Annotated in this window: 31 protein-coding genes, 2 tRNA genes and 1 pseudogene; 17 read left to right on the top strand and 17 right to left on the bottom strand. The window is 60.5% G+C overall.

The annotated features are described in order from the left end of the window. Window positions 1-42 precede the first annotated feature (42 nt). Together NKI88_RS01100 and NKI88_RS01095 are read left to right on the top strand one after the other, a co-directional pair. A complete protein-coding gene (locus tag NKI88_RS01100; RefSeq protein WP_023684844.1) occupies window positions 43-1038 on the top strand; it encodes an ABC transporter permease in 996 nt (331 codons plus the stop codon). 12 nt (window positions 1039-1050) lie between these two features. Continuing rightward, window positions 1051-1821 (top strand): SDR family oxidoreductase, encoded by a 771-nt coding sequence (locus NKI88_RS01095; RefSeq protein ID WP_352653548.1) that lies wholly within the window; start codon window positions 1051-1053, stop codon window positions 1819-1821. On the opposite strand, the gene NKI88_RS01090 is transcribed toward NKI88_RS01095, so the two are convergent. Next, window positions 1822-2643, bottom strand: a complete 822-nt coding sequence (locus NKI88_RS01090; RefSeq protein WP_352653547.1) for a M15 family metallopeptidase — start codon at window positions 2641-2643, stop codon at window positions 1822-1824. Window positions 2644-2730: 87 nt separating this feature from the next. On the opposite strand from NKI88_RS01090, the gene NKI88_RS01085 reads away from it, so the two are divergent. After that, entirely contained in the window at window positions 2731-3294 is a 564-nt protein-coding gene (locus NKI88_RS01085) for a hypothetical protein (protein WP_031203220.1), read from the top strand. A 530-nt stretch (window positions 3295-3824) separates the two neighbouring features. Continuing rightward, entirely contained in the window at window positions 3825-4685 is an 861-nt protein-coding gene (locus tag NKI88_RS01080) for a toll/interleukin-1 receptor domain-containing protein (protein WP_023739412.1), read from the top strand. Between the two features lie 42 nt (window positions 4686-4727). On the opposite strand, the gene NKI88_RS01075 is transcribed toward NKI88_RS01080, so the two are convergent. Next, window positions 4728-4803: transfer RNA gene (locus tag NKI88_RS01075), tRNA-Val, on the bottom strand. Between the two features lie 218 nt (window positions 4804-5021). Here NKI88_RS01075 and NKI88_RS01070 point away from each other — a divergent pair. Then, window positions 5022-5098 (top strand) — tRNA-Asp (locus tag NKI88_RS01070). 45 nt (window positions 5099-5143) lie between these two features. On the opposite strand, the gene NKI88_RS01065 is transcribed toward NKI88_RS01070, so the two are convergent. After that, window positions 5144-6331, bottom strand: coding sequence for a site-specific integrase (locus NKI88_RS01065; RefSeq protein WP_352653546.1), 1188 nt, complete (start codon window positions 6329-6331; stop codon window positions 5144-5146). Window positions 6332-6404: 73 nt separating this feature from the next. After that, window positions 6405-6614: a hypothetical protein gene (locus NKI88_RS01060; protein WP_156937233.1), complete on the bottom strand. Its 210-nt coding sequence runs from the start codon at window positions 6612-6614 to the stop codon at window positions 6405-6407. 882 nt (window positions 6615-7496) lie between these two features. Between NKI88_RS01060 and NKI88_RS01055 the strand changes: the two genes are divergently transcribed. From NKI88_RS01055 to NKI88_RS01040, 4 genes are all read left to right on the top strand, one after another. Next, on the top strand, window positions 7497-7757 hold the full coding sequence (locus tag NKI88_RS01055; RefSeq protein WP_023745949.1) for a hypothetical protein: 261 nt from the start codon (window positions 7497-7499) through the stop codon (window positions 7755-7757). Between the two features lie 321 nt (window positions 7758-8078). Continuing rightward, window positions 8079-8363 carry a hypothetical protein gene (locus tag NKI88_RS01050; protein ID WP_352511305.1) on the top strand — a complete coding sequence of 95 codons (285 nt, stop codon included), beginning with the start codon at window positions 8079-8081 and terminating at the stop codon, window positions 8361-8363. A 1242-nt stretch (window positions 8364-9605) separates the two neighbouring features. Next, window positions 9606-9905, top strand: a complete 300-nt coding sequence (locus NKI88_RS01045; protein ID WP_023669226.1) for a DUF1236 domain-containing protein — start codon at window positions 9606-9608, stop codon at window positions 9903-9905. A 324-nt stretch (window positions 9906-10229) separates the two neighbouring features. Continuing rightward, a complete protein-coding gene (locus NKI88_RS01040; protein WP_352653545.1) occupies window positions 10230-10523 on the top strand; it encodes a helix-turn-helix domain-containing protein in 294 nt (97 codons plus the stop codon). Window positions 10524-10667: 144 nt separating this feature from the next. Here NKI88_RS01040 and NKI88_RS01035 read toward each other — a convergent pair whose 3' ends face one another. The 3 genes from NKI88_RS01035 to NKI88_RS01025 form a co-directional block, all read right to left on the bottom strand. Continuing rightward, on the bottom strand, window positions 10668-10994 hold the full coding sequence (locus tag NKI88_RS01035) for a sensor histidine kinase (protein WP_196814989.1): 327 nt from the start codon (window positions 10992-10994) through the stop codon (window positions 10668-10670). After that, window positions 10942-11484, bottom strand: coding sequence for a nitrogen regulation protein NR(II) (locus NKI88_RS01030; RefSeq protein WP_352653544.1), 543 nt, complete (start codon window positions 11482-11484; stop codon window positions 10942-10944). The genes NKI88_RS01035 and NKI88_RS01030 overlap by 53 nt, the downstream gene beginning before the upstream one ends. A gap of 366 nt (window positions 11485-11850) precedes the next feature. Further along, window positions 11851-12600, bottom strand: coding sequence for a Crp/Fnr family transcriptional regulator (locus tag NKI88_RS01025; protein WP_023708903.1), 750 nt, complete (start codon window positions 12598-12600; stop codon window positions 11851-11853). Between the two features lie 270 nt (window positions 12601-12870). Between NKI88_RS01025 and NKI88_RS01020 the strand changes: the two genes are divergently transcribed. The 3 genes from NKI88_RS01020 to NKI88_RS01010 all read left to right on the top strand — a co-directional run bounded on the left by NKI88_RS01020 (window position 12871) and on the right by NKI88_RS01010 (window position 14808). Next, the gene (locus NKI88_RS01020; RefSeq protein WP_352653543.1) at window positions 12871-13332 is read left to right on the top strand and encodes a Ros/MucR family transcriptional regulator; all 462 of its coding nucleotides are present in this window, start codon (window positions 12871-12873) and stop codon (window positions 13330-13332) included. 419 nt (window positions 13333-13751) lie between these two features. Next, window positions 13752-14003 (top strand): hypothetical protein, encoded by a 252-nt coding sequence (locus NKI88_RS01015; protein WP_023739468.1) that lies wholly within the window; start codon window positions 13752-13754, stop codon window positions 14001-14003. A 439-nt stretch (window positions 14004-14442) separates the two neighbouring features. After that, the gene (locus NKI88_RS01010; protein WP_352653542.1) at window positions 14443-14808 is read left to right on the top strand and encodes a hypothetical protein; all 366 of its coding nucleotides are present in this window, start codon (window positions 14443-14445) and stop codon (window positions 14806-14808) included. Here NKI88_RS01010 and NKI88_RS01005 read toward each other — a convergent pair. Beyond that, window positions 14805-15014 (bottom strand): hypothetical protein, encoded by a 210-nt coding sequence (locus NKI88_RS01005; RefSeq protein WP_023708908.1) that lies wholly within the window; start codon window positions 15012-15014, stop codon window positions 14805-14807. The two genes, NKI88_RS01010 and NKI88_RS01005, sit on opposite strands and share 4 nt — an antisense overlap. 639 nt (window positions 15015-15653) lie before the next feature. Beyond that, window positions 15654-16151 (bottom strand): hypothetical protein, encoded by a 498-nt coding sequence (locus NKI88_RS00995; RefSeq protein ID WP_352653541.1) that lies wholly within the window; start codon window positions 16149-16151, stop codon window positions 15654-15656. Between the two features lie 648 nt (window positions 16152-16799). Between NKI88_RS00995 and NKI88_RS00990 the strand changes: the two genes are divergently transcribed. The 5 genes from NKI88_RS00990 (at window position 16800) to NKI88_RS00970 (ending at window position 19277) form a co-directional block, all read left to right on the top strand. Continuing rightward, entirely contained in the window at window positions 16800-17312 is a 513-nt protein-coding gene (locus tag NKI88_RS00990; RefSeq protein ID WP_352653540.1) for a DUF4142 domain-containing protein, read from the top strand. A 188-nt stretch (window positions 17313-17500) separates the two neighbouring features. Then, a complete protein-coding gene (locus NKI88_RS00985; protein ID WP_023739471.1) occupies window positions 17501-17857 on the top strand; it encodes a hypothetical protein in 357 nt (118 codons plus the stop codon). 38 nt (window positions 17858-17895) lie between these two features. Next, a complete protein-coding gene (locus NKI88_RS00980; RefSeq protein ID WP_352653539.1) occupies window positions 17896-18336 on the top strand; it encodes a hypothetical protein in 441 nt (146 codons plus the stop codon). Between the two features lie 195 nt (window positions 18337-18531). After that, on the top strand, window positions 18532-18738 hold the full coding sequence (locus NKI88_RS00975; RefSeq protein ID WP_352653538.1) for a hypothetical protein: 207 nt from the start codon (window positions 18532-18534) through the stop codon (window positions 18736-18738). A gap of 326 nt (window positions 18739-19064) precedes the next feature. Further along, the gene (locus NKI88_RS00970) at window positions 19065-19277 is read left to right on the top strand and encodes a DUF3606 domain-containing protein (RefSeq protein ID WP_023739473.1); all 213 of its coding nucleotides are present in this window, start codon (window positions 19065-19067) and stop codon (window positions 19275-19277) included. Window positions 19278-19531: 254 nt separating this feature from the next. Here NKI88_RS00970 and NKI88_RS00965 read toward each other — a convergent pair whose 3' ends face one another. From NKI88_RS00965 to NKI88_RS00930, 8 genes and pseudogenes are all read right to left on the bottom strand, one after another. Then, the gene (locus NKI88_RS00965) at window positions 19532-19732 is read right to left on the bottom strand and encodes a hypothetical protein (protein ID WP_156929821.1); all 201 of its coding nucleotides are present in this window, start codon (window positions 19730-19732) and stop codon (window positions 19532-19534) included. A 407-nt stretch (window positions 19733-20139) separates the two neighbouring features. After that, window positions 20140-20450, bottom strand: a pseudogene (locus NKI88_RS00960) (Rieske 2Fe-2S domain-containing protein). 27 nt (window positions 20451-20477) lie between these two features. Then, window positions 20478-21572 carry a fatty acid desaturase family protein gene (locus NKI88_RS00955; RefSeq protein ID WP_023739476.1) on the bottom strand — a complete coding sequence of 365 codons (1095 nt, stop codon included), beginning with the start codon at window positions 21570-21572 and terminating at the stop codon, window positions 20478-20480. 109 nt (window positions 21573-21681) lie between these two features. After that, on the bottom strand, window positions 21682-22866 hold the full coding sequence (locus NKI88_RS00950; RefSeq protein WP_352653537.1) for an aldose 1-epimerase family protein: 1185 nt from the start codon (window positions 22864-22866) through the stop codon (window positions 21682-21684). Window positions 22867-22876: 10 nt separating this feature from the next. Next, window positions 22877-23659, bottom strand: a complete 783-nt coding sequence (locus NKI88_RS00945) for an ATP-binding cassette domain-containing protein (protein WP_352653639.1) — start codon at window positions 23657-23659, stop codon at window positions 22877-22879. Further along, complete coding sequence (locus NKI88_RS00940; protein ID WP_050586906.1) at window positions 23656-24660, bottom strand: ABC transporter permease; 1005 nt, start codon at window positions 24658-24660, stop codon at window positions 23656-23658. The genes NKI88_RS00945 and NKI88_RS00940 overlap by 4 nt, the downstream gene beginning before the upstream one ends. 61 nt (window positions 24661-24721) lie before the next feature. Then, window positions 24722-25663, bottom strand: a complete 942-nt coding sequence (locus tag NKI88_RS00935; RefSeq protein WP_023689426.1) for a sugar ABC transporter substrate-binding protein — start codon at window positions 25661-25663, stop codon at window positions 24722-24724. A 55-nt stretch (window positions 25664-25718) separates the two neighbouring features. Then, complete coding sequence (locus tag NKI88_RS00930) at window positions 25719-26633, bottom strand: sugar phosphate isomerase/epimerase family protein (RefSeq protein ID WP_352653536.1); 915 nt, start codon at window positions 26631-26633, stop codon at window positions 25719-25721. Between the last annotated feature and the right edge of the window lies 1 nt (window position 26634).

Genomic DNA, 26634 nt, shown 5'->3' with positions numbered 1-26634 from the left:
TCTCAGCCTGATTTTCTCGGGGGGCGCCAACCGGATCAGCCCATGAACCCGCGCACCCGCAAAGCCCTGGAGTTCGTCCTCGACAACCTCGTCTGGTTCATGCTGATCTTTGTGCTGGTTGTCTTTTCCATCTTCGTCCCGAACTACTTCCAGCTCGGCATCTTCGCCAACATCATCGAGGCCTCGAGCGTTCTCGGCGTGATGTCGATCGGCCTGTCGCTGGTCATCATTGCCGGCCATATGGACCTGTCGGTGGAATCGGTGGCCGCACTCAGCGCCATGGCGGTCGGCATCCTGTTCTGCTCGTCGGGCATCGGCATGGGCATACAGCTCAATCCGCAGTGGCTGATGGTTCCGGTTTCGCTGCTGGTTGCGCTCGCCGTCGGCGGCCTCATCGGCGCCTTCAACGGCTATCTCGTGGTCAAGGTGAAGATGAGCGCCTTCATCATCACGCTGGCGTCCTACATCTGGGTGCGCGGCCTGGTGCTGGTGATTTCCGGCGGCCGCTCGGCACAGGATCTGGCGCCGGCCATCCGCTGGTTCGGCATCCAGCGGCTGGCGGGCCTGCCGCTGACCGCCTGGATCGCCGTCGCCTGTTTCGTCCTGTTCTCGCTGATCATGGCCAAGACGCCGTTCGGCCGCCACCTCGTGATGATCGGCGGCAACGAGACCGCGACCTTCCGCGCCGGCATCCGCGTCAACCGCAATTTGATCATCGCCTTCGTGCTGGCCGGCGCCATTGCCGGCCTCGCCGGCTGGCTGCTCGCCATCCGCACCTCGGGCGCCACCGCCAATCTCGGCACCGGGCTGTTGTTCAACGCCTTTGCCGCCGTCGTCATCGGCGGCGTCAGCCTGAAAGGCGGTGTCGGCACCTTGCCCGGCGTCTATGCCGGCGTGCTGCTGCTCTCCTGCATCAACACGGCGATCAATCTGATGGGCCTGCCGGCCAACTTCACCCAGGTCATCCACGGCCTTTTGGTGCTCGCCGCCGTGCTGCTCGACGCCTTCAAGCAAACCATTCGCCAAAGACTGGCATAGGAGACGGCTGGCATGACAGGACGGCTCGAAAGCAAGGTCGCGCTGATCGTCGGCAGCGCGCGCGGCATCGGCAAGGGCATCGCGCAGCGCTTTGCCGAAGAAGGCGCAAGACTGGTCCTGGCCGACAGCGAGGCCGACGCCGGTCAAGCGGCCGCGGACGAGCTCGGCGCTGCCTTCGTCCGCACCGACATCTCGCAAATGGCCGATGCTGAGGCCGCGGTAGCCCTGGCATTGAGCCGCCACACTCGTCTCGACATCATCGTGCAGAATGCCGGTATCTATCCCTGGCAGCTCATCGAGAACACCAGCCCGGACGACTGGGACCGGGTGATGGCGGTCAATCTGCGCGGCACCTTCAATGCCACGCTGGCGGCGCTGGCGCCGATGAAGGCGCAAGGTTACGGGCGTATGCTCTACACCTCGTCGATCACCGGTCCGCACGTCACCAGCCCCGGACATGGCCACTACGCCGCCAGCAAGGCCGGCATCAACGGCTTCATCCGATCGGCGGCGCTGGAATTTTCCGGCTACGGCATCACCGTCAACGGCGTAGAGCCCGGCAACATCCTGACCGAAGCGATCGAGCTGCATCGCGGCGCCGCCTACATCAAGAACATGGAGGATTCGATCCCGCTCGGACGCCTCGGCAGCCCGCGCGACGTCGCCAATGCCTTCCTGTTCCTGGCCTCGGACGATGCCAGTTACATCACCGGCACGACCATCGTCGTCGACGGCGGCCAGTTGCTGCCCGAAGGCAAGGATTTCCGGCTGCTGCCGCCGTGATCAGCCGGATTTCTTATACAGCAGCAATTCAGGCCGGTACTCGAAATGCATGGAGTCGTAGTGATACCAGCGCCCGCCCCAGATGAAGCCGTTTTTCTCGAACAACTCCACGACTTCCAGCGGGATCCGGTTCTTGAACGGAATGGGGGCCTTGGGGTTGGTTTTGTTCCTGTTGTTGTACCAGTAGTCGGAGAAGCCGACATTGACGTCGAAGGCCGCCCCGAAGGAGTGGACGCTCAACCGGTTCGTGCCGGCGATCGGCCGCCAGACAAAGCCGCCGCCGGGCTTGAGCCCATAACGGCTCAGCTCCGCGGGCATCGCCTCGAGCGCAGCGGAGACCTTGCCCAGCCGGTCGTTGATGCCAAACACCTTGGTCACCTGCACGGTTTTCTTGCCGAGCTTCGGCAACCATTTGACGTTGGCGATGTGCTTGCCCACCTCGGCGGCACTTGCCCCGTAGAGCTTCTCGAAGAAAGGTTCATTGCGGATACGGCCGGGATCGAAATCCTCCGCCGGGACCAGCGCGCCCTCGGCTGCTCCGGGATAGACGTAGCGAAACATGTCTTCGATGTCGGGGCTCTCAAGCAGCGCGTCGGCGTCGCGCGCCTTGCCGTCGTTCCACACCATGGTGATGCCGTCGGTCCAGGTCAGGACATTGCCCGAAATGGTGAAAAGGCCGGGATAGGCCTTGAGCAAGGCTGCCTTGGCGGCGGGCTGGTCGACGCCGTCGCCCACATTCCCCGCATAGGCGAAGCGCCCAATACCAGAGATTGCCAATGCCAATAGCAGCTGTAACATCAGCCGCCGTGGATGGTCGATCATTGTGCTGCCTCCGCGAGGGCTTTCATTCATCGTGCATTTAACAAGGCAGCTGTACCATGCTGGTCGAATCGAACGGGAGACAAAATCATGTCAAAAACCTTCACTGCTTTGATCCGGATGACGTTTACATTCATTTGCCTGGTCGGCCTGGCCTCGTCAGTTTCTATCCTTTTCCCCGCCACCGCGTCGGCCCAGCGCATGCAGAAATGCGCCGATGAAGGCGGCACGTGCCGCCTGCCCTACCCCTCGGAAGTGGTCTACGGCGCGCGCGGCCAGACCACCTCCCGCTTCTTCGATCGTCGTTCCGTGCCTTGCTCGAATCGCGTCTTCGGCGACCCGGCGCCCGGCCGCGACAAGGCCTGCTATATTGCGAGGCGCGATAGCGGTAATGATTATGGTGACAACGACGACGACAATTACGGCAATGATGACAATTACGGCGATAATGATTACGGCCAGGGCCGCGGCAGATGGGTGGCCTGCGCCTCGGAGGGGCGGTTCTGCGAGTTCCGTGGCCGCAAAGTGGTGAGATACGGGGCGCGTGGCCAGTACGTCCAGGGCGTATTCAGGAACGGCGTCACATGCAGCGTCGACGCCTTTGGCGAGGATCCCATCCGCCGCGTGAAGAAGAACTGCTACGTCAAGCGATAGACTAGCGCGCCAGGAAAGAACGGCGGGTGCGGCTCATTGCGGCCGCGCCCGGCATTCGGGATATGCGGGCCGGATATGGTGGGCGATGACGGGCTCGAACCGCCGACATCTTCGCTGAGAACGCTATCGTCAACTCGACCGCTGTGAACCCTTATCGCGGCACGGTGACACGGCACCTACGCCGATATCGAAGCCGTATGCGAACAACGTCGACAAGTACACGCTTGCCCGCATCGGCGAGCCGAAACAGGAAGAAGTGGCGGAGCCGATCGTCGCGGGCGTGGGTCGAACTTGCTCTGCAGCTGCCGTCCAGACGGAAGACATTTGTGTATATTCCGCTTTGGCGACGCGCCGTAATGGCCTCTTGTACTTAGTCCACCGTGCGACGCGAAGGGCCGGTGCATTTGTCCTCTGGCGAGACATGAAACGGACTGCACCCGCAGTAATGGCCAGTCTATCGCCAGACTAGCTGCGAGGTCACCGCTCATGCTATTTTGGGGCCTTCTCGTTCATGTGGGAAGAGGCAGGCCTTGCTTGGCGACGTATTCATCAACTACCGACGGCAGACCGATTCCGGCGTGGCGGGCCGCGTCTACGATAATCTGAACCGCGCGCTTCCTGATGCATCCATCTTCATGGACGTCGACAAGCTCAACCCCGGCGATGACTTTGAGGTGGCGCTTGCCCGCAGTTTGGCCAGCTGCAAAATCATGCTGGCGATCGTGGGGCCGCAGTGGGCCGCGCTTACCGATGAGCAGGGCCAGGTTCGGCTGGAGTCCCCCGACGACTTCGTGCGCAAGGAGATCCGTACGGCACTCCAGGCTGGGGTGCGCGTCATCCCCGTGCTCGTCAACGGCGCCAGCATGCCAAAGAAAAGCGCCTTGCCACCCGATCTGCAGGACCTGGCCAAGCGTCAAGCCATGGAGGTCCGCCACGAGCGCTTCAACGACGATATGGCGGCGATTGCGTCGGCGATTGCGAAGCCAGCGGCGCGGCGGCCGAGGCTCTGGCTGCTGTACGGGCTGGCCGCGATGATCGCGCTCGGCATCGGCGGGACAACGGTGGCGTTGTGGCCGAGGCCCTCCCCTTTGCCGTCGCCTATCGAGCCCGCAGCGATCGAGGCCAAAGGATGCAAGGAAGGATTCGTCTGGCGATCGGCGATCTTCGGCGACAGCGTGTGCGTGAGTCCTGCCGACTACGGCGAGGTGCAGGCCCAGAATGCAAATGCCCGCAACAACCGTTCGCCGACCGGCGGACCTTACGGCGACAGCACCTGCCGCGACGGCTACGTCTGGCGTGAAGCGTTCGAGAGCGACTTGGTCTGCGTCACCCCTTTCGAACGCGACAAGGCGAGGAAGCAGAATGCCGACAACGCGTACAACCGGATATGAGACCGTAACTCCGGGCAAGCACCGATTTATCAAGAGCTTGAGTGGTGGGCGATGACGGGCTCGAACCGCCGACATCTTCGGTGTAAACGAAGCGCTCTACCAACTGAGCTAATCGCCCGCTCCGGCCGGACCTTTAAGCGGTCGCAACCGGCTTCGCAAGGCCAAATGAACAGCTGCGAGCTTAGCCGCACAGTGGTTTTCGCGGGCAAAGTGCCGCCCGTCAAAAAACCTTCTCCTGTTTGCGTTTATGCTGTCCAGCTGCGCTTGACACCCGGTGGCGAACCCCTTATCCACCGCCCCAACGACGAACACGGCTGACACGTGCTCGTCCAATGCGCGGGTGTAGCTCAGTTGGTTAGAGTGCCGGCCTGTCACGCCGGAGGTCGCGGGTTCGAGCCCCGTCACTCGCGCCATTAATTTCAAGGGGTTAGCTACCGCCCCTTGAAAAGTTTCAACTCTCATTCTGCGGAGAGTTTAAACTTTCTGTATTCGTTCCGTTCCAGGCCAAGCAGCTTTCTGCCCTTGCGGCGGCTGGCATCGGCTGAGCGGACGGCGGCCAGATTGACCGGCATATAGGTCTTCTGCAGCCCCTTGTTCCCGTCGATCGAATTGCCCATCTTGGCCGAGATTGCCTCGACCGACGCGCCTCCGGCATTCGCCTCGACCGCGCCGGAACGCCGCATGTCCATCAGCCGCCGCTTCTCCGATGTCCCGAACACCAGCGTGCGCAGATCGGCAAAGTCGTCGACCAGAGAATCCTTCGTGTAAGGCACGCCGGCGCGCGGCCGGCCGCCCTTCGGGCCCGGCGCGAAACCGCGCGAGCGAAAGATCGGCGCATCGTCAAGCAGGGTGACGCCTAGTGATTCGACATAGGCCAGCACCAGGCGCTGCGTGCGTGACGACAGCGTGCCGACAGCCGCCTCGCCACTCTTGCTGCGTGCAATCAGAAAACCCCATTCCTGTGCTGTCTGCATTGCCTGCGCCGGTGTGAGCGTGCGCACGTCGACGGGTGAGAAGCTCGTGTCCCACGCAACGGCGATGATGCAGGCCAGTCCGCGGTAGCCGGCGCGCCAGGCGCCCTTGACCATGCGCACCGCCTCGCCTGCCGTCCAGGTCTGGTGGCGCGGTGGTGGCGTCTGGCGGCGGATCGCCTGCGATGGGTCGGAGCCGGGCGGGCATAGCTTCATGCCGGCCATGACATTATAGAGCGAACGCCACGTCTTTACGGCACGGTAGGCGATGTCGACACCTTTGACCCGCAGCAGACGGCCATACCAGTCGTCGAGCAGCTCGAGGGTGATGTCGGCTGGCGGCAGGTCGGCGAAGTACGGCTCGATGAAGGTCCAGCCGCGCTCCCGATCCTCGCGGGTGCGCGGTGGCTTGCGCTTCCATGCATCCATGCGGCGATAGCGTGCAAAGGCGTCTCCGATGGAATCCTTTGGCCATACACGCAGGCGCGACGGCTCCCTGCCCTTGCGGAGTTCCTGCCAGCGGTCTTCCCACTCCCGGGCTATCGTCCAAGCCTCAGGCCCGTCGATTCCACAGGAAATGCATCTGAAGCCAGCTTCGACCATCTTCGGCGTCGGCAGCCAGTAGCCGTATTTGCCCTTACGGATGACGTAGTGCTTCAATTTGATCTTACCCAAGGATCGCCAGCCTCGCTCTTGCAATGTCAATGCTAGACTGCGCGCCGGATCCTGATCCTGCAAGACCCGAGCGTTAATCGAGCCAGGCGTCGATCGCAACCATGTCGTAGTTGCCGGTGATTGGGCAGGCCTTGGGAAAGCCTTGATCCTGCAACGCGGGCAGAAATTCCATGAATTCCCGCAGCGTCAGGTGGAGATAACGCGCCGCCTTGATCGCCGGCACCAGCCGTGGTTGTACCGGGAAGCGGATAGATGACGGTTGTAATGTGTGGGTTTGGCTCATGGCACCAAAACTCTATCCACCGTCCATCGGGCAGCGGATGGGCGCCTTGTCGTTGGGCGGGTGTGAATCTCGCCCGTGTAAGCACCTCCGCCGCATAGCATGAGATTTTCCTACTCCATGATCTCGTTATTCCTGCATCGAGGGGGAATGAGGCTTAGAATAGCGGCCTTTCTCCCCCATGCCTATTCATCGAATCCTTAATCGCAGAATCGGCAGCCACAGAGCGAGAATACTTGTAATCGGCGGCTTCGAAGCCGCTACGCCCGGCCAACCCAGCATCGCCATGACAGCGTCTGGCTTGTGCGTAGTCAGAATCGCACCCTGTGCTCTGGCGAAATCACCAGCCTTGAAACGGCACCCTCGTTTGGGGCGGCGGCCCGGCGTCTCGCCTGCGGCGTCGCCATGCTGACGCTCCTTCGGCGCCGGTTAGCTGATTTCACGGTCACGAACTTGCTTCGGCAACGAAATGGACACCGCGCCGAAGCGGGAGTTCGAAGCTCTAAGCGCCATACAGCGGGCTCGTGATGCCGACGATTGCGACATCACCGAATTTGCCGTTCCTCTCCGACCCGCCCGCCCGATCGACACCCAAGCACACTGCCTTGTGACGTCACCTCAGGGCATACCTTGATCTTTTCAGCGATTACCCGTCGGCCAAGGCATCTGTTTTGAAATTCGCTTGATGGCGTCCCTGCCCTTGCCGTTCGACTCCGTCCAGTCCTTGTCTGTCAATTTGTTGCGACGAGAGCTAGTCCCTGTCGTGCTGGTCGGTCTCGTCTCATCTCGTGGCTCTGCAAAAACCGTAGCAGCATGTTCGCAACCTGTTCACCCATGTTGATTTCACGAGTTTCCGACTGTCGGCATATAAGAGGGAGAGGTCCGATGGATTTCATGTTGATGGTGAACATTGCCGGCGGCATCCTTCTGGCCATCGCGATCCTCTCGGTGTGTCTCGTCGGATGGCTGTTTTACCGTTCGGGATCCGGACAATTGAGAGGCGAAAGCTGTGACAATGAAAAGCCCGCCACCGTGCCAGACCAGAAAACTCATATTTTAGCCCCTGCGAAACAAAGCTCGCTATTCCGCGTTGAGGCTCGTCGAACAACGGAGCTTCACGAATGGATCCGGCAACTGCAGCTGTGATGATTTTGCTTTCTTGCAGTCCCGCCCAGGGAGTCTGCAAGCCACTCGATACATCACCGGCCATGTTCGGATCCCTTGACACATGCCAGTTGGCGTTAGCCGTGAGGCTCGAGGGCGCTCCCAACGGGGAGATCGTCGGGCGATGCAGTTCGATCGACCCCTCCGCTACAGGTTCCGTTCCAGCCGGGTATAGCACGATTGTCGTCACGCGGGGCACAGGGGCGGGTGCGGTGAGCAGTCGCTACATCGTGCCACACAAAAACTGAAGCCAGCCACCGTGAGGCAGCGGGCTATTCATTCTCGACCGGACAATTATAGGCCTTGCCCTCCCTCTATGAAGCCATACTCGGCATCGTTGGCTTCGCGCTCGTCGTCCGCTTCGCCATCGTCGTCGCCTTCCCTGTCATCGGTCCCGGTGACTTCGATGCCACCCGCCAGACAGGGTTCGAGATCCGGGTCGGGCTCTACGAAGTCGAGCAGCTACATCAGGCGTTCTTCATCATCGATCGAGCGACGGACCGCCATGTCCGAAAGGCAGAGGTTCGTGGCTGGATAGCGAAGAATCGCACACGGCTTTCCCTCATTCGCATGGTTCGCAGAAATTAGCATGATCGCCTACTCTCATCTCGTCCGGCGTCGTCTCCCTCAAAGCAGCGCCAGTAAGGCTCGGCGCCCTTCTTGGTTTCTCCCCGTATGTCAAAAGGAGGTCGCCGGGCCTTACCAGGCCCCGCTGCTCATCGCTTGCGGGGTGTCCTGATGGCTGAGCTTGGCCCCGTGGCCTAACGGCCAGAACCAAACGTTCCGAAAAGCTTTCCCAGGCTGGCGGCAGCCGAAGCGCTGCACAGAGGGATCGTCAGACCGCTCCTGGCGCACCACACACAGCGGCACCACCAAGCTGTAAGTCAGGTCCATCGGCCCTGCTGATGAGTGCCCTCAGATGGATTGCGTTTGCCACGAAAAAGGAATCGTACCGGCCCGTTCTCAGCACGTCAGCCGGAACGGGCCATGGGCAGAAGCAGCCGACTAGCTAAAATCGCAAGACGACCGAAGGACCCCGTCGGCGATAGCACCGGACCCGACGGCGCCCGTGTCGCCAGTAACTACGGCAGACTCTTCTCCAGCCCCGCCGGCGGCGGCGGCGCCGGTGGTAGTAATCTGGGTCGTAGTCTGGGTCGTAATCTTGGTCGTAGTAGCGCCGATGGTTGACCGGCTCCACTTCCGCGTGAGTACCTTCGTTGTCGAAGGCGTCTGGCGCGTCGAGTTCTTCGAGAATGCCGCTTTTGGCCGCTGGAACACCGGCCAATGCGTTGATAGGCCGGACCGCGCTTGCAAAGGCTGCTGCCCCTGCTACGCCAAACATCGCTGTCAAAAAGGATCGCCGATGCATAGTAAACCTCCCAACTTACATGAGCTGAACGAAGCGCCCCGCCTGCTGAAGGAGCAGGCCCAGCGCACGGTAAAATAGAGGATTCGCCAGCCGCTCAAGCAACTCGCGAATCCTATCAGCGCAGGAAGGGACTTGGCTGCGCCGATCCAAGACATGTCAGCTAAGGACGACCGCCATTACCAGAAAGGTAACGGCTGTTGCAAAAATCGGTGCGAGCAACCATCGCGCCTGGCCAACACTTTGATCCATTTGTTCTCTCCCGTTGTGGAGAACCAACAACCTGAAGCCCTAATCCGTTCCGCCTAGTCCAAAGGTAAGACCATTGCGTTGTACGGTCGGACTTTAGACCAATCGGATTAGACAAAGGTGCGTAGGCGGGAACGTTTACCCCGGTTCAAAGTTGGTTGCCGGGCAGTGCGGGACGATGATCGTCGTGTGCCGGTCCTTGCAGGAGAGAAGATATGAAGATGCACTTTGTGAACACCGCCGCAGCCATGTTGCTCTTGGCGGGGATCGGCTCCGCCGCCGCTGACGACATTATCATCCAGCCGGAACAGGACACGGTCATCCGTGAGTATGTCAAGAAGCAGCCCTTGGCTTCGGTGAACCTTCCCGGCGTGGAATTGAACGTCGGGACAGCTCTGCCGGAAACTGTGGAGATCCACGAGGTCCCGAACGTCAAATACCGTTACGTGGTGGTCGACAACCGCACGGTCCTGGTCGATCCGGGCACCCGCAAGATCGTGAAAGTTTACGACTGAGATTTCGAACGAACCCACGCTCGCCACCCTTGGGTGGCGAGTGTGTGCATTCAAACGCTACTCAGCCGGACAAATTCAAATTGCCACTCAGCTGGACAATGAACATGACGAACCCTGAACTCGAGAGGACGCAAGCCCTGGTTGCCCGCTTGGCTGATCTCCAAGCAAGAATGCAGGCAGCACGTCTTGTTGGAGCCGAGGTAACAACCGTCCGAAAGGTTGCAGCCATAATCGATGACGGCTTGCGACAGGCCGGCCTCACACCGTTAGAAATCGCAGAAGGTCAAGAGGAACAGTTTAGCGATACTAAATGTTCGACTGGCTATGGACAGCCGAACCCTACTCTCAGCAGATCAAGTCAGAGCAGCACGAGCCCTATTGAACTGGCCGCGTGTGCGACTTGCCGCCAAGGCCAATCTTAGCGAGATGGTGATCAGCGCTTTTGAGAACGGAAACAGGAAACCGCGTCCCCACAACATCGCCGCCATCCGCAAAGCGTTTGAGGATGCCGGAATCGTTTTCACCGTCCAAGGCACTCCATCGCTAACCCGCTCAGAAGGTGATAGCGGCCTAGCCGCCGATAATAGACGGTGGCGCGGCCGGGAGAAAAAAGGATAAAGGGGGAAAAGCCCGTGTACCCTCTGCACCCGATCTCTAAAGCGGCCGCTAACCACCCATTATGTCGCTCTACGGGATTGCTTTGGCGGACTGGCCACGTCACTTCCGCCATACCCAATGCAAAGCGATCCCGGCAGAGCCTGGTTACTGCTTCTGCACACGCGGCAGAAAAAGGTGGACGCTTGTTCCTTCACCAGCTTCGCTCTCTATCCGAATGTGCCCGCCGGATTGTTGGACGAAGCCATAAACCTGGCTAAGTCCAAGTCCAGTCCCGCGTCCATCGGGTTTGGTGGTGAAGAACGGCTCGAAGACCTGCGCCAGAATCTCCTTGTTCATGCCGCAACCGGCATCGCGCACGGTCATACGAACGCACGAACCCGCCAGTGAATGCACGTCGTCGATGTCGTCAGGGACATCGCTAGTCTCGATTGTGAGCGTTCCCACGCCGGCCATGGCGTCCTTGGCGTTCATCCAGATTGAGCATGGCGACATCGAGCTGGTTGGGGTCGGCCAGAACAGGGCCAAGCGCCGCGTCCAAGTTGCGTTCAATTTTGATTGCACTCCCGAGCGTTCGTTCCAGCAGCATCGAAAGCTGTTCGATCCGTCCGTTCAGATCAATGCCTTCGGGCGTAAGCGACTGGCGCCGAGAAAACGCAAGCAATTGCTGCGTAAGTGCCCCGCCGTTCTGTGTTCGTTTGAGCAGTTCGTCGATCAGGATGGCTGATTTCGGATCGCCGGGATTTTCGGCGAGTTGCTTTTGCAGGAGCCGCAGGCCCGAGTCGAACGCTGCTATCAGATTTTTGATATCGTGAACTATGCCGGCTGCGAGGCGGCCAATTGCTCCGAGCTTCTGGGATTGACGTCGACGTTCCTCCTGCGCACGCTGCGAGGAAACGTTCCGAAGGCTGGCAAGGAGAGCAGGTGTCCCGTCCCAGTTAACCTCCACGACCCAGACGGCCATACGGATAGTCAACGCCCGTGTGGGCCGGTAAGCATTCGAATGCACTCTGCGCGCAAGTGAACCCCTTGCGCTAACGCTTCGACGCGCCATCAAAGCATTGACCGCGCGGTAAAAGGAGCGTGCACCAAGTGAGGCCGGTTTCGTTTGGGGCCTGCGTTTGGCCTGGGGCAAGGCGGCCCCGCCTGCCGCATCAAAAAGAAGCAAGCCAGACAGGCTTGGTATCAACCTGCTGATCATTTCCGCCGCGCCACCATGGCAAAACATGTTTGGGGGGCGATCGCACCGCTGATGGTCAGCGAAGGCCAACAAGTGGTCCGGCTACCCTTGGAGCCAATCCGCATTTCTGGCGATTTTCCCCTGGAGCAATCAGTGCATTGACATGAACTCGGCCGTTTTATTGGTCCTTGCTGAGTGCAGGTAATCGTGCCGGAACTCAGCAAGAAAGGCTAGTCCTTCCCAATCATGGATGGTCAATTGGCCATTCACAAGTGATGTAAGGCGCTTCTCCCGAAGAGACTTGAGCGTGCGGTTGATGTGGACTGCCGACAGCCCTGTCGCCTCGCCAAGGTCAGCTTGAGTCACAGCAAAAGCGCAGGTTTGATCGGACGCGAGTCCGGCGTCTTCCATACGTAGCATGATTTCACAGAGAAGGTGGGCCACTCGGCCAAGCGCTTGGCGCTTCCCGACATTAACCACCCATTCGCGGAAAATCGATGCATCAACCAGTGTCGTTCGCCAAAGATTTGCCGCCAGCCTGGGGTGGCGTTCGCAGAGCAGCCGTATAGCCGAGTGATCTATGAAGCCAACACTGCAAGCGCTCACCGTTCGAACGTCGCTATCCAACAGATCGAGGTGCAGGCTCAACAGATCGGGCATGTCGCCAGGCACATGATAAGCAGTGACCTGACGCTTCCCGTCTCCTGTTACCTTCGAGGTGCTGGCTAAGCCAGCCAGGACCATTATGCACCGGGACGGCTGGTCGCCTTCCCGAACCAAGTTCTGGTTTGCGCCAATCGCAACGATCCTTATTCTTACCGCGTCGAGAGCTTGACGCTCACCTGACGTCAGGGTGAAGGCACGATGGAACTTGGCGGTTAATGGGCTTTGATAAAGCATGTCGGCTCTCCGTTTGGGCGGGAGCGCTATGGTCTCTCAGTCACCCGCGGCCAGCAGAACGCGAATGATGCCCGACCTTATATCATAAACACCGGACCGACTTAACCTGTGATAAGTCTGGCACTGCTTCGGATGGTCCTTTCCTCCATCGGCAAACACAGGCTCAACAGGATTGGTGCTTACGAGGGAAGCGGCCCATCATCGGGCCTCGAGTTGCGCAGCTGCGGCAGCAGCTATAATAGATCGTTCTCAAATTCGAGGACTCACACCATGACCGACGCCCCCGACCACGCCCCTGAACTGGTAGAACTCACGGCGGATGTGGTATCGGCGTACGTCAGCAACAATCCCGTGCCGGTCGCGGGTTTGGCGGACCTGATAGCCTCAGTGCACGCGTCGCTGTCTGGGATTGGCCATCGCGTGGCTGCCGCGACCGAAGAACCAGTGCCTGCGGTAAATCCGAAGAAGTCAGTATTTCCCGATTACATCATCTGTCTTGAAGATGGTAAGCGGTTCAAAACCCTTCGGCGACATCTGCGCGTGGATTTCGGTCTCACTTCTGACGCGTATCGAACAAAGTGGAACTTGCCATCCACTTATCCGATGGTCGCTCCCAACTATGCGGCCTCACGGTCTGCCATGGCGAAGTCGATCGGTCTGGGTAGGAAGGCACCGCAGCCCACGGCAACTGTAACGGGCAAGGCAAGGCCGGCGGCTAAGGCTAAAGCGTAGCTTCCGCGATCACACCATTACCACTGCGGCACCAATCGACGATGTATGCATCGCGGCGGACCTGTCCGCTCTTGGCCGGTGCCCACCCAGGTTCCCCAACCCATGGCGCCGGCCATTTGTGGCCCACACCTCAGTTTCGTATTGCTGCCCAAACTCTTCTTGTTGAAGACCGCTTACGACGTTACAATCCCGTTTGGCCTGATTGCTGGGAGGCAACGCCCTGGCTGATATAATTCCTTCGCAAAGCACGCCCTTGTGTCGAAGTTGGCGAAGCCTGTGGCGAGTGGTTTGTTCGCGTGGTCGAGGAAGACCAGGAACTCACCCGATCATTCAAGCTCGAATCCTATGCTTTGGCCTTTGCAGAAGGCCAAAGGTCGCGTCTGCATCTCAACACGTTTTCCCGGCTGTAGAGTAGCGCGATGCAGATGTCCGCAGGGTTACTGGCGAATTTGGGCGATAGCATCGAAGCCATTGCCGCCCACATTGCGACCATGGAAACGCGACAACTGCACCAATTGCTCAAGTCGTTGCCATCGAGATCGGAAATCGCCAGCGCGGAAATGGTGATGGGCATCCTGGTCTATCGCGAGATTGAACTGCGCCGCCGGCGGGGGACGGGCGGCAACGTGTTGCCCTTTCCGGGTCTCGTGACTCCACCTATTCAGCAGTAGATAGCGGCGCCGGACCTGTAAAGGCCGCCGCAATTAAGCAACGGGCCTGAGGGCGGGGTAGCGTCTTGATGCCAAGAAACCCCGCCGCGCGCGCAACAGCGGGTTTTCGTAGGCACGGCTACATCCGAGGAATCGACCGCTTAAGGCAGAATTGCTTGGTTGTCGTCGCGGTTCCATACCATTAGATCAACTGTGCCAGATGAAGACGTAAAAAAACCCGTTGCCAATTACGGCAACGGGCTTGAGCTACCGGGTAGGGTCAGGAAGGCAATATGTAGACCCAACAACACGATGCGCCACGCCTCATGATCGAGGTCTTAACCGAACCGCGACAATTCTAACCATCTTGTCGACGTGTGAATAACTTTGCTGGCTCCAGATCATCGGCAGGGAAGACGTGATTTGACCTTGGCGGAACAGCCGCTCACGATGAGACGGCTTGGGAAGCCGCGAGATGCAAGTATGCAAAGACATGATTGTGGTGCCGCCGATCGGCGCACAGTTCGAGACGCCTGAATTCCTCGCCGAGATCAGGGCCCTGCTTGATGAGGCCTATCCCGACTACGATTTCACGATCACCACCATAAGCAAGTTTCGGGATGACAGCTTCGTGTTGATCCCCCTGCTCGGCAGCGTCGGTGGTGAAGGCTCCGTTTTAGCGGCTTACCCGGATATGACGGCAATGCAGGAGATGGGCAATCTCCTGTTCAAGCACATCATCGGCCATCACCATCGCGACATTAGGTGCCGCACGTGGCCCCAATCCGTTCTCGGACCTCCGTCTCACATCTGCCCTGGCGGCTAATCCTTTAGCGCATCCGCGCCGCTATCGTCGTCGCGATGACGTTGACGAAGGCGCTTCAGCAGATCGCGTGAGGCTTGGATCGCCCTGCGCGATTGATCCATGTTCTGGCGAAACGTGGCGCGTTCCTCCATGGACTTCTGCCACTTCAGCAAGGTGGCCGTAGTCGCAGTGGCCGCTTGAGCGATATCTATGGGCGTTGCAACCATCGCATCCTCCCAAAAAGGCAATGGTAAACGCAATCTTTATAGGCCCAACGAAACCCTTTCTTCAATCAAAAACGAACATACGGCACATGGCAAAATGGCTATTCGTCGGGCCGCTCGACGGCGGCTTCGTCGACCTCGGCTTCCATCTCGTCGTTGACGGTCTTGGTCTATCCAAAACCAGCCATCGGCACACCGTCAAAACCCTGCAGCCACCCGTCGGCATGTTCCTGCCAGTAATGGCACCTCACGCTCCTTGCCATCCTTGCGCGCTTGGGCGCCGTACATCCAGGCGTAGGTGGCGCGCTCCTGATCTTTCTTAGGCACGGCGATTTGTGTCATCCTCAGCGAACGCCGGCTTGCCCGCTTCACGCTCGACGCCGAGCAGATCGAACTCGTCGTTCGCAAAGCACTTGGCCTTCAGCCAGTTGGTCGACGGTATTTGCTGTCCTTGCGCTTCGACACCTTGCCTTCAAGTCCGGCCTTGTCGAGCAAGTGAAAGATGGTCTTGGCTTCCCCCCGGCAGAGGCTCGCTGAACTGAATACGCCCGCCGGGCGCGATATAGCGCGGCCTCGGTCAGTCAGCCAAGCGGCATCGCGGTGCACGATAGCACCGAGAATGGCCGCGTACACGCTGCCGACTTAGCGGCGCGAGATCAGCAGGCAGAGCCGGCGCAGGTCACGATCATAGGTGTCTTCGTTGCTAAGCACTTCGACGCAGCGCTTCTTCATCCGAGTGACCTGGGCGTTCGACATATCGCCGACAACGCTAGCCAGATTCGAGTTGCTCGAAGCGGTCGGGTTGCTGGGGTTGGCGGCTGGATTGGTTCCAACGCCGACATTTACGTCGGTACCAACCCCGGTGACGACACCGACATTGGCGCTGCCGGTTCCGATGGAAGCAGTCGCTCCGCCAGTGTCGCCGACGGAGGCTGCGGCATTTGCCCCAGAACCGCCTAGGGACACGCTAGCCGTAGCGCCGCTGTTGCCGCCCACATTAGCGCTGGCGCCTCCGCTGCCGACGGATACCCCGCCGACGCCTCCGACACTAATTCCAGCTGCTGTCGCTGGCATGCAAAGAATTGCGAGAACAGATCCGGCAGTCAGACTGCCCATAAGAATTTCAAAAATTCTTGCCATAGTACGCCTCCTTGTTGCCCTTCAAAGGATGGGACATTTTTGGGCATTTACGGACCCGATAGTGACGCACTAGAGTTTAAAAACAAGCTAACGGCCCGCGAAAGATGCGTCTTGGGTCATTAGTTGGTAATTAGCAAGAGTCAGATATAATAAAATTTTACTTTGACTCGGACGTAATTCCTCTACTTGTCATTCAATATCCTTGCCTAAGCACCCTATCGTCAATAATATTGTGCGGTGCAACAAGATTCAGAGATGGACCATGCGACGACCAGTAAGCGGCTAATACCGCCGATCTGACATACAATGCTATATTAGCTCCTCTTGACGAACCCGACCGGCGGGCGGAATCAGAATCCCGTCCGCGCAACCCTACAAAATCGCACTGGTCTGCCTGAAGCATCGCGACGATGGCCGACGATTTCTTTCGGAGATTTGAATGTCGCACAACGTGCTGCCCACCAAGCCGACCGCCGCGCTGAGCTCCACGCAGTCACCGGTCTTGGCTACGGCCGGATCTATGATCAAAGCCCTGAGCCGGAGCCATCCGGGGTCTACGCCTGCCGCCCCGTATTTATTGTCACAACAAGGGGAACAACGGCAGCTCGGCCGTGTTGGGCCAGTTAAGCAATATTGCAGGAGCACAACATGCATTTCGTCAAAGCGCTTTTGGCTGCGATCGCCATCGGTCTCATCAGCCCGGGGGCAATGGCTCAGACCGCGACGACGTCCCCGCAGGAATTTGTCAAAGCAGCTGCGAGTTCAGACATGTTCGAGATCCAGTCGAGTGAGTTGGCGCTGCGGAAATCGAAGACATCACGAGTGAAGGAATTCGCTCGCATGCTGATCAAGGACCACACGACTTCTTCCAAGCGGCTCATTGCGGCGGCAAAGAAGGACGACGTCGCAGTGGCGCCGGAGATGACAAGCAAGCATGCTGCCCAATTGGAAGCGTTGAGCAACGACAGCAGCGGGGCGTTCGATAACGCCTATATCGACGCCCAGGTGGCAGCGCACCAGGAAGCCCTGACGCTGATGACCTCCTATGCAGAAAACGGTCAGGCAAAACATCTGGCGGCTCATGCGAAAAAGACCGCGCCGGTGATCCGGAAGCATTTCAAACATGCCCAGCAACTGAGCAAGAGCGGTTCTCAGGGCTGAGTGGATCTGGCCACGACGTTGGTTCTTCGCGGCGCTGTGGAGTCTGTGGCCAACACTGCCTCCGCCCTCAGGGACGCTGCAACCTTTAAGCGGTGGTCGATGCAGGAACTCTAAAGGTGCGTCGCTCAGGTAGTCCGGCGTGCAAGCACCAGCGTCGTCGAAGTTGCCAAACGAACAGGAGACCTGACATGCCAAAGCAAAACGAGACCTCGCATTCGAGACGAAGTGACTTCGCCAATGATGAACCCATTCGCCCGGAGGATGCCGCCGTGTTGGACAGCCCCGTGGGCCACGAAGACAGGCACGGCGCTGAGCCAGGTTTCGTGGGAGCCGACGATGTCGACCAGTCGATCGGCGCAAGGCCCCGCAGCGAAATTACCGGTCGTCATGATGAAGGGGCAGGCGCCAATGAGACGATGGACGGCTTAAGCGAAACCGAGGAACTGACCCGCAGCTACGCCGAGGACATACCAACCGGTGACAATGATGAGGACGAAGAAGACATCCCTGTCTTCGAAAGAGGCCGAAGCAACACCGACCTCTGAGCGGCGCCAAGTTTGAACCCACGGTGAGGAACATGACAATGAGCACATTCGGACTTCGGATTGTGTCTTTGGGGCTCCGGGCTTTTTTGGGGCTGGGGGCCTCGCTGATTTTGGGCGCCCAGGCATCTCCGCAGACAAGTCAGCCGGCTCAACAATCCGGCGACTCATCGCAAACAGGCAAGCACGATCGTCTGCCGGCGCAAGGATCGTCGCCGACCGCCAAGGATGATGTCGGCGTTGACGTCTCGCTCGGCCGGCCGGAGGTGAAGCAACAGGTTGCAAGACATCTAGGAGTGGCTGAGACCGAGTTACCACTAGCGGTGCATGTGCCGATCGCGCTCGCTTCGCAAGTCTGCGGGCAAGAGGTATTTACCGCCCGCGCCAATGTAAACCGAAGCTGCACCGCGACGAAGTTCATTCCGGAAATCGCCGAGGCGGCACGCAACCATCCACAAACCTCCGCGGTACCGGAGCAGTAGCATCGAAATGTCCGAACCCGGCGCGACGGTCGCGCCATGCTTACCCTAGGATAGCGCTCCAACCCGGCGTAAATCAGCCCCACCGCCGTCTGTTGGCGGCATGCATGATGGCGTTCGCCGCCATCTCTTAACCAATGTGAATGCTGTCGCTCCGCAGCCACGCTACGAGATCCTGTCCGAAACGGAGGCAGGCAGATGCCACTGGAGTGCCCGATCGATCAATATGTGAGCAGCCGCAAGCGGCGGGGTCTTTTGTCGACACGGCATGCTCTCGAGGCGTTGAAAGAGGCCCTTCCGGCGCTGTCGATCGGCGAAAGCCATCTTGTCAATATGATCGCCGAGCGAGCGCTCGCCTTTCGCCTCGCCATCCACTTCGATCATTCCGGCGAGAATGCCGGGTAAGACATCCACGAGAGCGTCTGCTGATGCCACAGGACGAGGAACTCGGTGTCGCGTAGTTCCATCTTCATTGCCTGGCGGTCGGGCAAATCATTCCGAGGCTGCTCCCGTCCGTGTTCTGGGCGGGTGGTGAAGGTCGCCGACGCGATGCCACGGCGTGCGCCGACCTCACCCCGGCATTCGACAACCCTCCAGCTTTCGCCAGTTGGAGCTTTCGTCTACTTGCAGCAGCCCTAGCGAGGCTCGATCAGCCTCCGCGTTCGGCGGTTTCGGAAGTTTTGCTCCAGCGGGCGGTTCGGGCCGACGAATTGAGGTTGAAGGAGAAGATGATGACGGACAACAAAAGCGAGCGTGATTTTGGCGACAGGAACCGGGTCTCGTCCAACGAACGCAACGAAGTCGAGCATTTTGCCCAGCAGAACGGCATCACGCCTGAGCAGGTGATGGAGCTCATCAAAGCCGCCGGGAATGACCGCGCCTCGTTGACCGCGGCTGCGAAGGAATTGAAATCAGTTTCCCGGGGCGGCTCGCTTACGGCATGAATCCGTCGCTACCGAAGAGGATCATGAACCTTCGAGAGTTTGAGTGTAGCATCATCCTGACGCACACGCGGAGCAGATCGAGCGTGAAAGTGACAATTCTACCCCTGCCCAACATGCGGAAAGCGCTGGAGGTTCGGGGCTGCGCAGATCGGCTATCGTCACCCCGAACCATAATCCACTCGAACGCGAGTCCTGGACGCACTGCGGACCGAGCCTACTTCCTGCCGTCGTTCAACAATAATCCCGCGCCGCAGTCAGCCAGCGAGATCGCCGTCGCCTGCCGGACGCGTGTCGGCTTCCAAACTGACAAACGCACCGCCTTTGTAGCGACGCTTTCCAGCCACGATCAGCTGCGCAGCTTTGCCGCGCTTGCTGCGCACCAATAAATTCCATCTCCTTCCCTCACACTGATCTTGCTCAGCGGTCGTTTTGCCGCTGCGGTAGGCGCTGTCCATCCGCTTCGATCGCGGTGGCGCCCAGTATCAACGCTGCCAGATCAAACCGCACAATCAGCACCTCAAAGCTGATCAGCAGAAGCAGCAGTGAATCAGGACCTCGTCGATCAGAGGCGGAAAGCCCAACTAAGAAAACCGCCGGCGGTGCCGATCTCGAAGAAATTCTAGCCCGCACGGTGAACAGGCTGGGGGCCGCATCGCGATATAGGGTTCAGCACAGCTCCAGCGGTACCGAGACGATCGACCCCTGCCCGCTCGGCGCCCCTCGGCCACGTCAATGACCAGCACGCGCAGCATGGTCAGCTGGCTTAGCCTTCATGGCGCATGATCGGCCACGGTCCGTCTCTTTCGGCTATGAAAACGTCACTCTGCTTTGCTAAACGCGGTGCCGGACCGGTTACCAAGCGTCAGATCTGGAGCATCACCTTGCCGGCCTCGATTCTCACCGGATAGATCGCGAGATTGACGCAGACCCGGCGCGCCCTTGGCCTGGCCGGCCGCAGTTGAAGCGGCCAATATGCTTCAAGGCATTCGATGACGTCGTCGATCACCAGCCCTTCGGCCGCATGCGCCTTCTCATGCGTACAATATCCGTCGGTGGCGAAGAACTCGTCATTGGGCGAGCGGCAAACCGCGAAGCTGCGGCCGCGAGGATCGAAGCAGACGACATCCTCTTTCGAGATGTCGTCCACCGCGCACGCTTCATCCAGTCAGCCATCTCCGGCTCCGGCAAAATTCGCTATCGCTATTCAGCGGCCGCCGACATATCCACCTGGTGAAATTCGCCGCGATAGGGTCTGGCTGTCGGCGGCAATTTCCGCTCGAGATAAAAATCCTCATATTTCAGCTGTCGAAGCAGCACCGGCCAGACCTCGCGATAGGCATGCCACATCGACGGGTTCGGCACCGGCAGGTCGTGCTTGATCAGCTCGTGCAGTCTTGGCAGCGCATGATAGGGCACCATCGGGAACATATGGTGTTCGACATGGTAATTCATGTTCCAGTAGATGAAGCGGCTGACCGGGTTCATGTAGACGGTGCGCGTGTTCAGCCGGTGGTCGACGACATTGTCGGCCAGGCCGATATGCTGCAGCAACCCTGTCAGCACCATGTGCCAGCTGCCATAGAGGCGCGGCAGGCCGATCAGCACCAGCGGCAGCAGTGACCACGTGAACAACGCCAGCCCGACTGTCGCCGCATAGATGGCGACATGCCAGCGCGCAGCGATCACCGCCTTGTGCTGCTCCATCTCGGGGATATAGCTCTTCTCTTCATCGGACAGCTTGCCGAACGCCTGGCGCACCAGCGTCGGCAGCGAATAGCGGAAATCGAGAATACCGGTGAAGGCGAGCGCCGCCCGCAGCAGATCTGGGGGGCGCATGACGGCGATTTCGGCATCGCGGCCGACGATGATGGTATCGGTGTGATGGCGGGCATGGCTCCAGCGCCATTGCACTGGGTTGCGCATCAGCATGAAGCTTGAGATCTGGTAGACGACATCGTTCATCCAGCGCGTCCGGAACGCGGTGCCGTGGCCGCATTCGTGCCAGCGCGAGTCGCTCGACGAGCCGTAAAGCACGCCATAGACGAACAGGAACGGCACCACCCACCACGTGCCCCAGAACCATACGATGCCGGCGGCCGACACCAGGATCGCCGCGACCCAGATGATCGTGTCGCGGATCGCCGGCCCGTCGGAGCGTTGCATCAACTCCTTGATCGCCTTGCGCGGGACATCGGTGTGATACCATTCGGCCGAAGCCAATCCGGTCTCGATGGCGCGCTTGGTGCTTTCACCGACCAGGCTGTAGTCACGCTTCCTGCTTGCCGTCATCGTCATCTCCGCTTTCCCGCCTGCGCTCCGCAAGGGCCGCCTGGGGCCGGCCGGGCCGCGCCTGCTTCCGTATTCCGGCGCACTTCTCGCCCGCCGCGGCAACCGATCGTGCGTTTCAAGCCGGTCCCGCCTGCAGTCTCGCAAAAGCGCCCGACAGCGCAGGGTAGTCCTGTTGCGGCTGCCGGGCGATCGACGCTATCCTCGCTTCCGCTTGGGCGATCTGGCCGGCACCGTCGAGCACCCGGAACACGGCGTGATAGGAGCGGCTTTCGCCATGGTCCAGCCAGATCATCTCGCCCCGTTCGCGCGCGGCGAGATTGCCGAGAACATGATGCGTCGAGGGTTCGATTCCCAACGCATATAGGCCTGCCTGGAAGTTCTGCCACTGATAGGTGCAGGGCAGCTGATCCTTGCGGGTAACGACCTCGAAGCCGAGGCCCAGGTGGTCATTGACGACGGCCACCGGCACCTCGCCCGCCGCATCGGCGCCAAGCTCGTGCTCCCAGACCTGCTCGCTGAATCCCAGCTGCGGCGCCGGCACGGTTCGGTAGCCGACTTTCTGCGCCTCGTAGCGTTCGCCGGCGTGCGCCGCCCAGACGACATCCCGGATCGGCGCCAGGTAACGCGAACCCTCGTCGAGCAGGGGATGGCTGACGTTGACGTGATAGAAATACATGTGCGGCGTGCGGCTGAAACCATGATTGACGACGCGGTCCGACAGCCGGATCTCGGTGCCGCCGACATCGGCCTCGATGCGGCGCAGCAAATGGAGATCCTCGCCGAACACGGTTGCCTGCTGGACAATGCCTTCCGCCCACAGCACGCAGCGGTCGCCGTCCCAGGCCTCGCCGTAGCCGGTCAGCCGCGCCGGCACGGTGCCGATGCGGCCATGCAGCGAGTGCAATACCCGCTTGCGCCCCGGATAATTGTAGCTTTCGGCCGGCACGTCTTGCCGGCCCAGTATATGGTCGAGGCCGCAGGTGACGAGCAGCCCCGAGAACGACCGGCCAAAGGCGAAACCGTCCTCCCCTTCATGCTCGTGCAGTCCGGGGTGGCGAAAGCCGCTCGGCGAATGCCAGCCGATCGCCTGGCCCCGGAAGTCGCAATCGGCGATATCGAGCGCCCGGTCGACCAGCGCCGTGAAGCGCAGGCCGGAGCCGGTGCGGAACTCGAGCATCCGGATGCCGCGCTCCACGCCGTCGCCGAGCGTCATCAGCCGCACGCCGGCAAACTGCGACAGCATGCCGGACCGCTCGGCCACCTGCCTTCGCGACAGCGTCTTGCCGTAAAGCTCTACCATGCGACGTCCTTCACTTTGCCCTCGCCTCCTTGAGCAAGGCCGACATGTCGGCGCCGGTGATGAGGCTTTCCACCGTCAACAGGTCGGTGTCGGCGACCGTCTGTTCCGCGACGATTTCGCCGCGGCGCATGACGATGATGCGGTCGGCGACCTGGAACACGTGGTGGATGTTGTGGGTGATGAGCAGCACCGAGTGGCCGGCGTCGCGCACCTCCTTGACGAAGCGCAGCACGCCGTGGGTTTCCTCGACGCCAAGATTGTTGGTCGGCTCGTCGAGTATGATCACCTTGGCGGCGAACTGCATGGCGCGCGAGATCGCGATCGATTGCCGCTCACCGCCCGAGAGGGTGCTCACCAGCGCATCTGCATCGAGCTTTTTCGAAATGCCGACCCGCTTCAGCAGCGCCGAGGCGGCGTTGCGAAGCTTGGCGAGATCGAGCGGCGCGAACACGCCGAGCCAACCGAAATTGACCGGCTCCCGGCCCAGGAAAAGATTGCGCGCGATGCTGAGGTCCGGCGCGAGCGATGTGTCCTGATGGATGGTCTCGATGCCGAGGTCCATCGCGTCGCGCGTCGAGCGGATCGATGCCTTCTCGCCGCGCACGAAGATGTCGCCGTGGTCGGCCGTGAAGACGCCGGAGATCGCTTTGATCAGCGTCGATTTCCCGGCGCCATTGTCGCCGAGCAGGGCAACCACCTCGCCTTCGTTGAGGGTGAACGAGGCGTTCTTCAGCGCACGCACGTTGCCGAAGGACTTTTGCAGGTCTTGCAGACGCAGCACTTCCATCGTCAGCTCCTTGCGGCGTTCTTCTGCAGCAAAGCGTGCAGGATGAGCATGGCGAGGATGATGACGCCGACGAAGATGTTGTATGCCAAGCCCGGCACGCCGATCAGCACGATGCCGTTGCGGATGGCGCGCAGCATCAGCGCGCCGACGATGGTGCCGAGGATGGTGCCGCGCCCGCCAGTGAGCGCCGTGCCGCCGACCACCACCATGGCGATCACTTCGAGTTCGTAGCCGGTGCCGGCCACCGGCGAGGCGGCCGAAATCCGGAACGCGCTGATCATGCCGGCCAGCCCGGCCACCACCGAGGTCAGGATGAACAGCCAGATCTTGACCGCGTCGGCCGGCACGCCGCGCGCCACCGCTGCGTTGCGGTTGCTGCCGATGGCGCTGATCCAGTTGCCGAGCTTCGCGTAGCGCAGGATGTAAATCGCCAGCAGCGACAGGCCGATGAACCACCAGAGCGAGGTGTAGAACCGGAACGAGCCTACATTGAAGCTGCCGGCAAGCAGCGTGACGAAGAAGCCGGGCTGGTCCCACGACTTCAGGGGGAATCCCTGCGTGATGTAGAGCGCCGCGCCGCGCACGACGAGCAGCATCGACAGCGTGACCAGGAACGAGGAAATGCCGATCTTGGTGACGATCAGCCCGTTGATGGCGCCGATCGCGATGCACAGCACAAGCCCGGCCAGGAGGGCGACGCCGATGTCGATACCGCCATTCTGCACCAGCAGCATCACCACGACGGGCGCAAGGCCGAACACGGCGCCGACCGACAGATCGAACTCGCCCGCCGTCAGCAGCAGCGTCATGCCGAGAGCGATGATGCCGAGCTCGGGCAGGAACGCCATCATGTTGGATATGTTGAGCGGCGACAGGAAGTTGCCGTCGGCGATGGCGAACACCACGAGCAGCACGATGAGGATGATGAGCGAGGAGAATTGCGGCGAACGCAGCAGCGCAGACCTGCCCTTCGCTCGCTGCGTGTCGTCGTCTGCTGTGATGGCCATATCTGCCAGCACCAGGGGTTTCGGCCGGCGCCCGCCATTGGGGGGCGGGCGCCGATTGTCGTCACTTGTTGTAGAGTTTCAGGATCGGCTCGACGCTCGAGGCGTCGTAGAGGCTGAATGTGTGAATGTCGTAGCCGATCGGCTCGCCAGAGGCCGCAAGCCCGAGCAGCGCCACCGGCATGAAGCCCTGCGCCGACGGGTACTGCCAGGCCGCAGCATTGACGAAGCCGGACTTGACCGCCTCGGCCGTCTCCTTTGAGTTGCCCCAGCCGACGACCGGGACCTTGCCGGCCGACACACCGGCCCCGTCGAAGACGCGTTTGATGCTTGCTGCCACGGAATCGCCGAGTGCAATGATTGCCGGCGGATTGTTGGCGACCATGTAGTCGGTCATCTTGGCGATGATGCCGGCCGGGTCGGTGCCGCAATCGACCACGTCGTACTTGATGCCGAGCGGATCGAAGACGCTGGCGATGCCCTCGGTCTCCAGCTGCTGGTAGCTGGCGCCTGGCACTTCGACCGGCAGGAACACCTTGTCGCCCTGCTTCACCATCTTGTGGTCGACGAGATACTTGGCCCAGATGACGCCCGCTTCCCTGAGGTCGGCCCCGACATAGGCCTGCCGCCCGGTCGCCGGATCGTCGGTGTTGAAGAACACGATCGGTATGCCGGCGGCCTTGGCGGCCTTCACCTCCTCCGTCCACAGGCCGGGCTGAGCCGAGGTGGTGGCGATGCCGTCCGGCTTGGCGGCGAGCGCCGAGTTGAAAGCCTCCTTCTGCGCCGCCATGTCGCCGCCGCTGAACGAGATCTTGCAGGTCACCTTGAGCTGGTCGCAGGCCTTGGTCGCGCCGGCATTCCAGTCGATCCAGAACGCGTCCGAAGGGCCACCATGCGACAGCAGATAGAAGGTCTTCTGGCCGTCCTGCGCGAATGCCGGCAGGCTCAAGGAGACCCCGGCCACCAGCGTTGCCGCGGCAGCCACTTTCAATGCGAATTTCAACATTCATTCCTCCCTTGGTTGGAGTTGCGCCGCCATGCGCCGGCGGCGCAACCGGCGCTCACAGGCCGTTGGCGCGGAACTTCCCGTCGAGGAATTTCTTCGCGCGCGGCACGTCGTCTTCCGAGAGATGCTCGATGATGACCGGGATGTTTGGGTGCTTTTCCGCCAGCCGCTGCAGATAGAGATCGTAATTCAGCGATCCCAGCCCGGGCGCCGGCAGCTCGATCTCGCCGACGCCGCGGAAGGTGTGGCTCTCCATCGCATCCTCATCGCCGATGTCGGCATGCTTTTCCGACTTGTCGCTGCCCGAACGCTTGACGTCCTTGGCATGCGCGATCTTGATCTTGTCGGTCAGCGTATCGAACACCTGGTTCAGGATCTGGTCCATCCTGTCGATGTTGTGGGTTTCGAAATAGTTGGTCGGATCCATCAGCAGGCCGAGGCCGGGATGGTCGACGTGGGCGAACATCTTCACCGTCTCCTCGACCGAGCCAACGACGTTGTTGACGTAGGTCTCGAGGAGGAAGACCGCGCCATGGTCATAGGCGGTCTGGGCAAGCTCGGCGATCACCTTGCGGCATTCCTCGAATCCTTCCTCGGTCTTGTTCTTCGGGTGATGCACCCAGTCGGATTCGGTGTTGTAGGTACCGGTCTCGGAGATCACGTAGGGCGAGCCGAAGCTGCGGGCGTTGCGGATGATCTCCTTGAGATAGCCGACGCGCTTGTCGCGCTCGGATTTGTCGGGATGGATGATGTTGGTGTAGCCCGACACGCAGCAGATCGGCAGGTTGTTGTCGCGGAAGACGTCGCGCACCTGCTTGGCCTTTTCCTGAGTGATCTGCCCGGCCGACAGATCCATATCCCTAAAATGCAGGTCGAGCTGCACCGTGTTGAAACCGAGCCCGCGGATCTTCTTTGCCGTCTCTTCGAGGCCGTACGGGAAATAGCCCGTGAAAATACCTGCCTGCATCATG

Origin of the sequence: Mesorhizobium sp. M0317 (assembly GCF_040321555.1) — a bacterium.
GTDB lineage: Bacteria > Pseudomonadota > Alphaproteobacteria > Rhizobiales > Rhizobiaceae > Mesorhizobium.
The sequence above is the reverse complement of the archived record's forward strand: the minus strand, read 5'-3'. Positions and strand labels throughout refer to the sequence as shown.

Coding starts and splice junctions, on each gene's coding strand:
- NKI88_RS01100 (WP_023684844.1), top strand. CDS start 43: ATGAACCCGCGCACCCGCAAAGCCCTGGAGTTCGTCCTCGACAACCTC.
- NKI88_RS01095 (WP_352653548.1), top strand. CDS start 1,051: ATGACAGGACGGCTCGAAAGCAAGGTCGCGCTGATCGTCGGCAGCGCG.
- NKI88_RS01090 (WP_352653547.1), bottom strand. CDS start 2,643: ATGATCGACCATCCACGGCGGCTGATGTTACAGCTGCTATTGGCATTG.
- NKI88_RS01085 (WP_031203220.1), top strand. CDS start 2,731: ATGTCAAAAACCTTCACTGCTTTGATCCGGATGACGTTTACATTCATT.
- NKI88_RS01060 (WP_156937233.1), bottom strand. CDS start 6,614: ATGAGCCAAACCCACACATTACAACCGTCATCTATCCGCTTCCCGGTA.
- NKI88_RS01055 (WP_023745949.1), top strand. CDS start 7,497: ATGGATTTCATGTTGATGGTGAACATTGCCGGCGGCATCCTTCTGGCC.
- NKI88_RS01045 (WP_023669226.1), top strand. CDS start 9,606: ATGAAGATGCACTTTGTGAACACCGCCGCAGCCATGTTGCTCTTGGCG.
- NKI88_RS01040 (WP_352653545.1), top strand. CDS start 10,230: ATGGACAGCCGAACCCTACTCTCAGCAGATCAAGTCAGAGCAGCACGA.
- NKI88_RS01035 (WP_196814989.1), bottom strand. CDS start 10,994: ATGAACGCCAAGGACGCCATGGCCGGCGTGGGAACGCTCACAATCGAG.
- NKI88_RS01030 (WP_352653544.1), bottom strand. CDS start 11,484: ATGGCCGTCTGGGTCGTGGAGGTTAACTGGGACGGGACACCTGCTCTC.
- NKI88_RS01025 (WP_023708903.1), bottom strand. CDS start 12,600: ATGCTTTATCAAAGCCCATTAACCGCCAAGTTCCATCGTGCCTTCACC.
- NKI88_RS01020 (WP_352653543.1), top strand. CDS start 12,871: ATGACCGACGCCCCCGACCACGCCCCTGAACTGGTAGAACTCACGGCG.
- NKI88_RS01015 (WP_023739468.1), top strand. CDS start 13,752: ATGCAGATGTCCGCAGGGTTACTGGCGAATTTGGGCGATAGCATCGAA.
- NKI88_RS01005 (WP_023708908.1), bottom strand. CDS start 15,014: ATGGTTGCAACGCCCATAGATATCGCTCAAGCGGCCACTGCGACTACG.
- NKI88_RS00995 (WP_352653541.1), bottom strand. CDS start 16,151: ATGGCAAGAATTTTTGAAATTCTTATGGGCAGTCTGACTGCCGGATCT.
- NKI88_RS00990 (WP_352653540.1), top strand. CDS start 16,800: ATGCATTTCGTCAAAGCGCTTTTGGCTGCGATCGCCATCGGTCTCATC.
- NKI88_RS00985 (WP_023739471.1), top strand. CDS start 17,501: ATGCCAAAGCAAAACGAGACCTCGCATTCGAGACGAAGTGACTTCGCC.
- NKI88_RS00980 (WP_352653539.1), top strand. CDS start 17,896: ATGAGCACATTCGGACTTCGGATTGTGTCTTTGGGGCTCCGGGCTTTT.
- NKI88_RS00975 (WP_352653538.1), top strand. CDS start 18,532: ATGCCACTGGAGTGCCCGATCGATCAATATGTGAGCAGCCGCAAGCGG.
- NKI88_RS00970 (WP_023739473.1), top strand. CDS start 19,065: ATGACGGACAACAAAAGCGAGCGTGATTTTGGCGACAGGAACCGGGTC.
- NKI88_RS00965 (WP_156929821.1), bottom strand. CDS start 19,732: ATGGACAGCGCCTACCGCAGCGGCAAAACGACCGCTGAGCAAGATCAG.
- NKI88_RS00955 (WP_023739476.1), bottom strand. CDS start 21,572: ATGACGATGACGGCAAGCAGGAAGCGTGACTACAGCCTGGTCGGTGAA.
- NKI88_RS00950 (WP_352653537.1), bottom strand. CDS start 22,866: ATGGTAGAGCTTTACGGCAAGACGCTGTCGCGAAGGCAGGTGGCCGAG.
- NKI88_RS00940 (WP_050586906.1), bottom strand. CDS start 24,660: ATGGCCATCACAGCAGACGACGACACGCAGCGAGCGAAGGGCAGGTCT.
- NKI88_RS00935 (WP_023689426.1), bottom strand. CDS start 25,663: ATGTTGAAATTCGCATTGAAAGTGGCTGCCGCGGCAACGCTGGTGGCC.
- NKI88_RS00930 (WP_352653536.1), bottom strand. CDS start 26,633: ATGATGCAGGCAGGTATTTTCACGGGCTATTTCCCGTACGGCCTCGAA.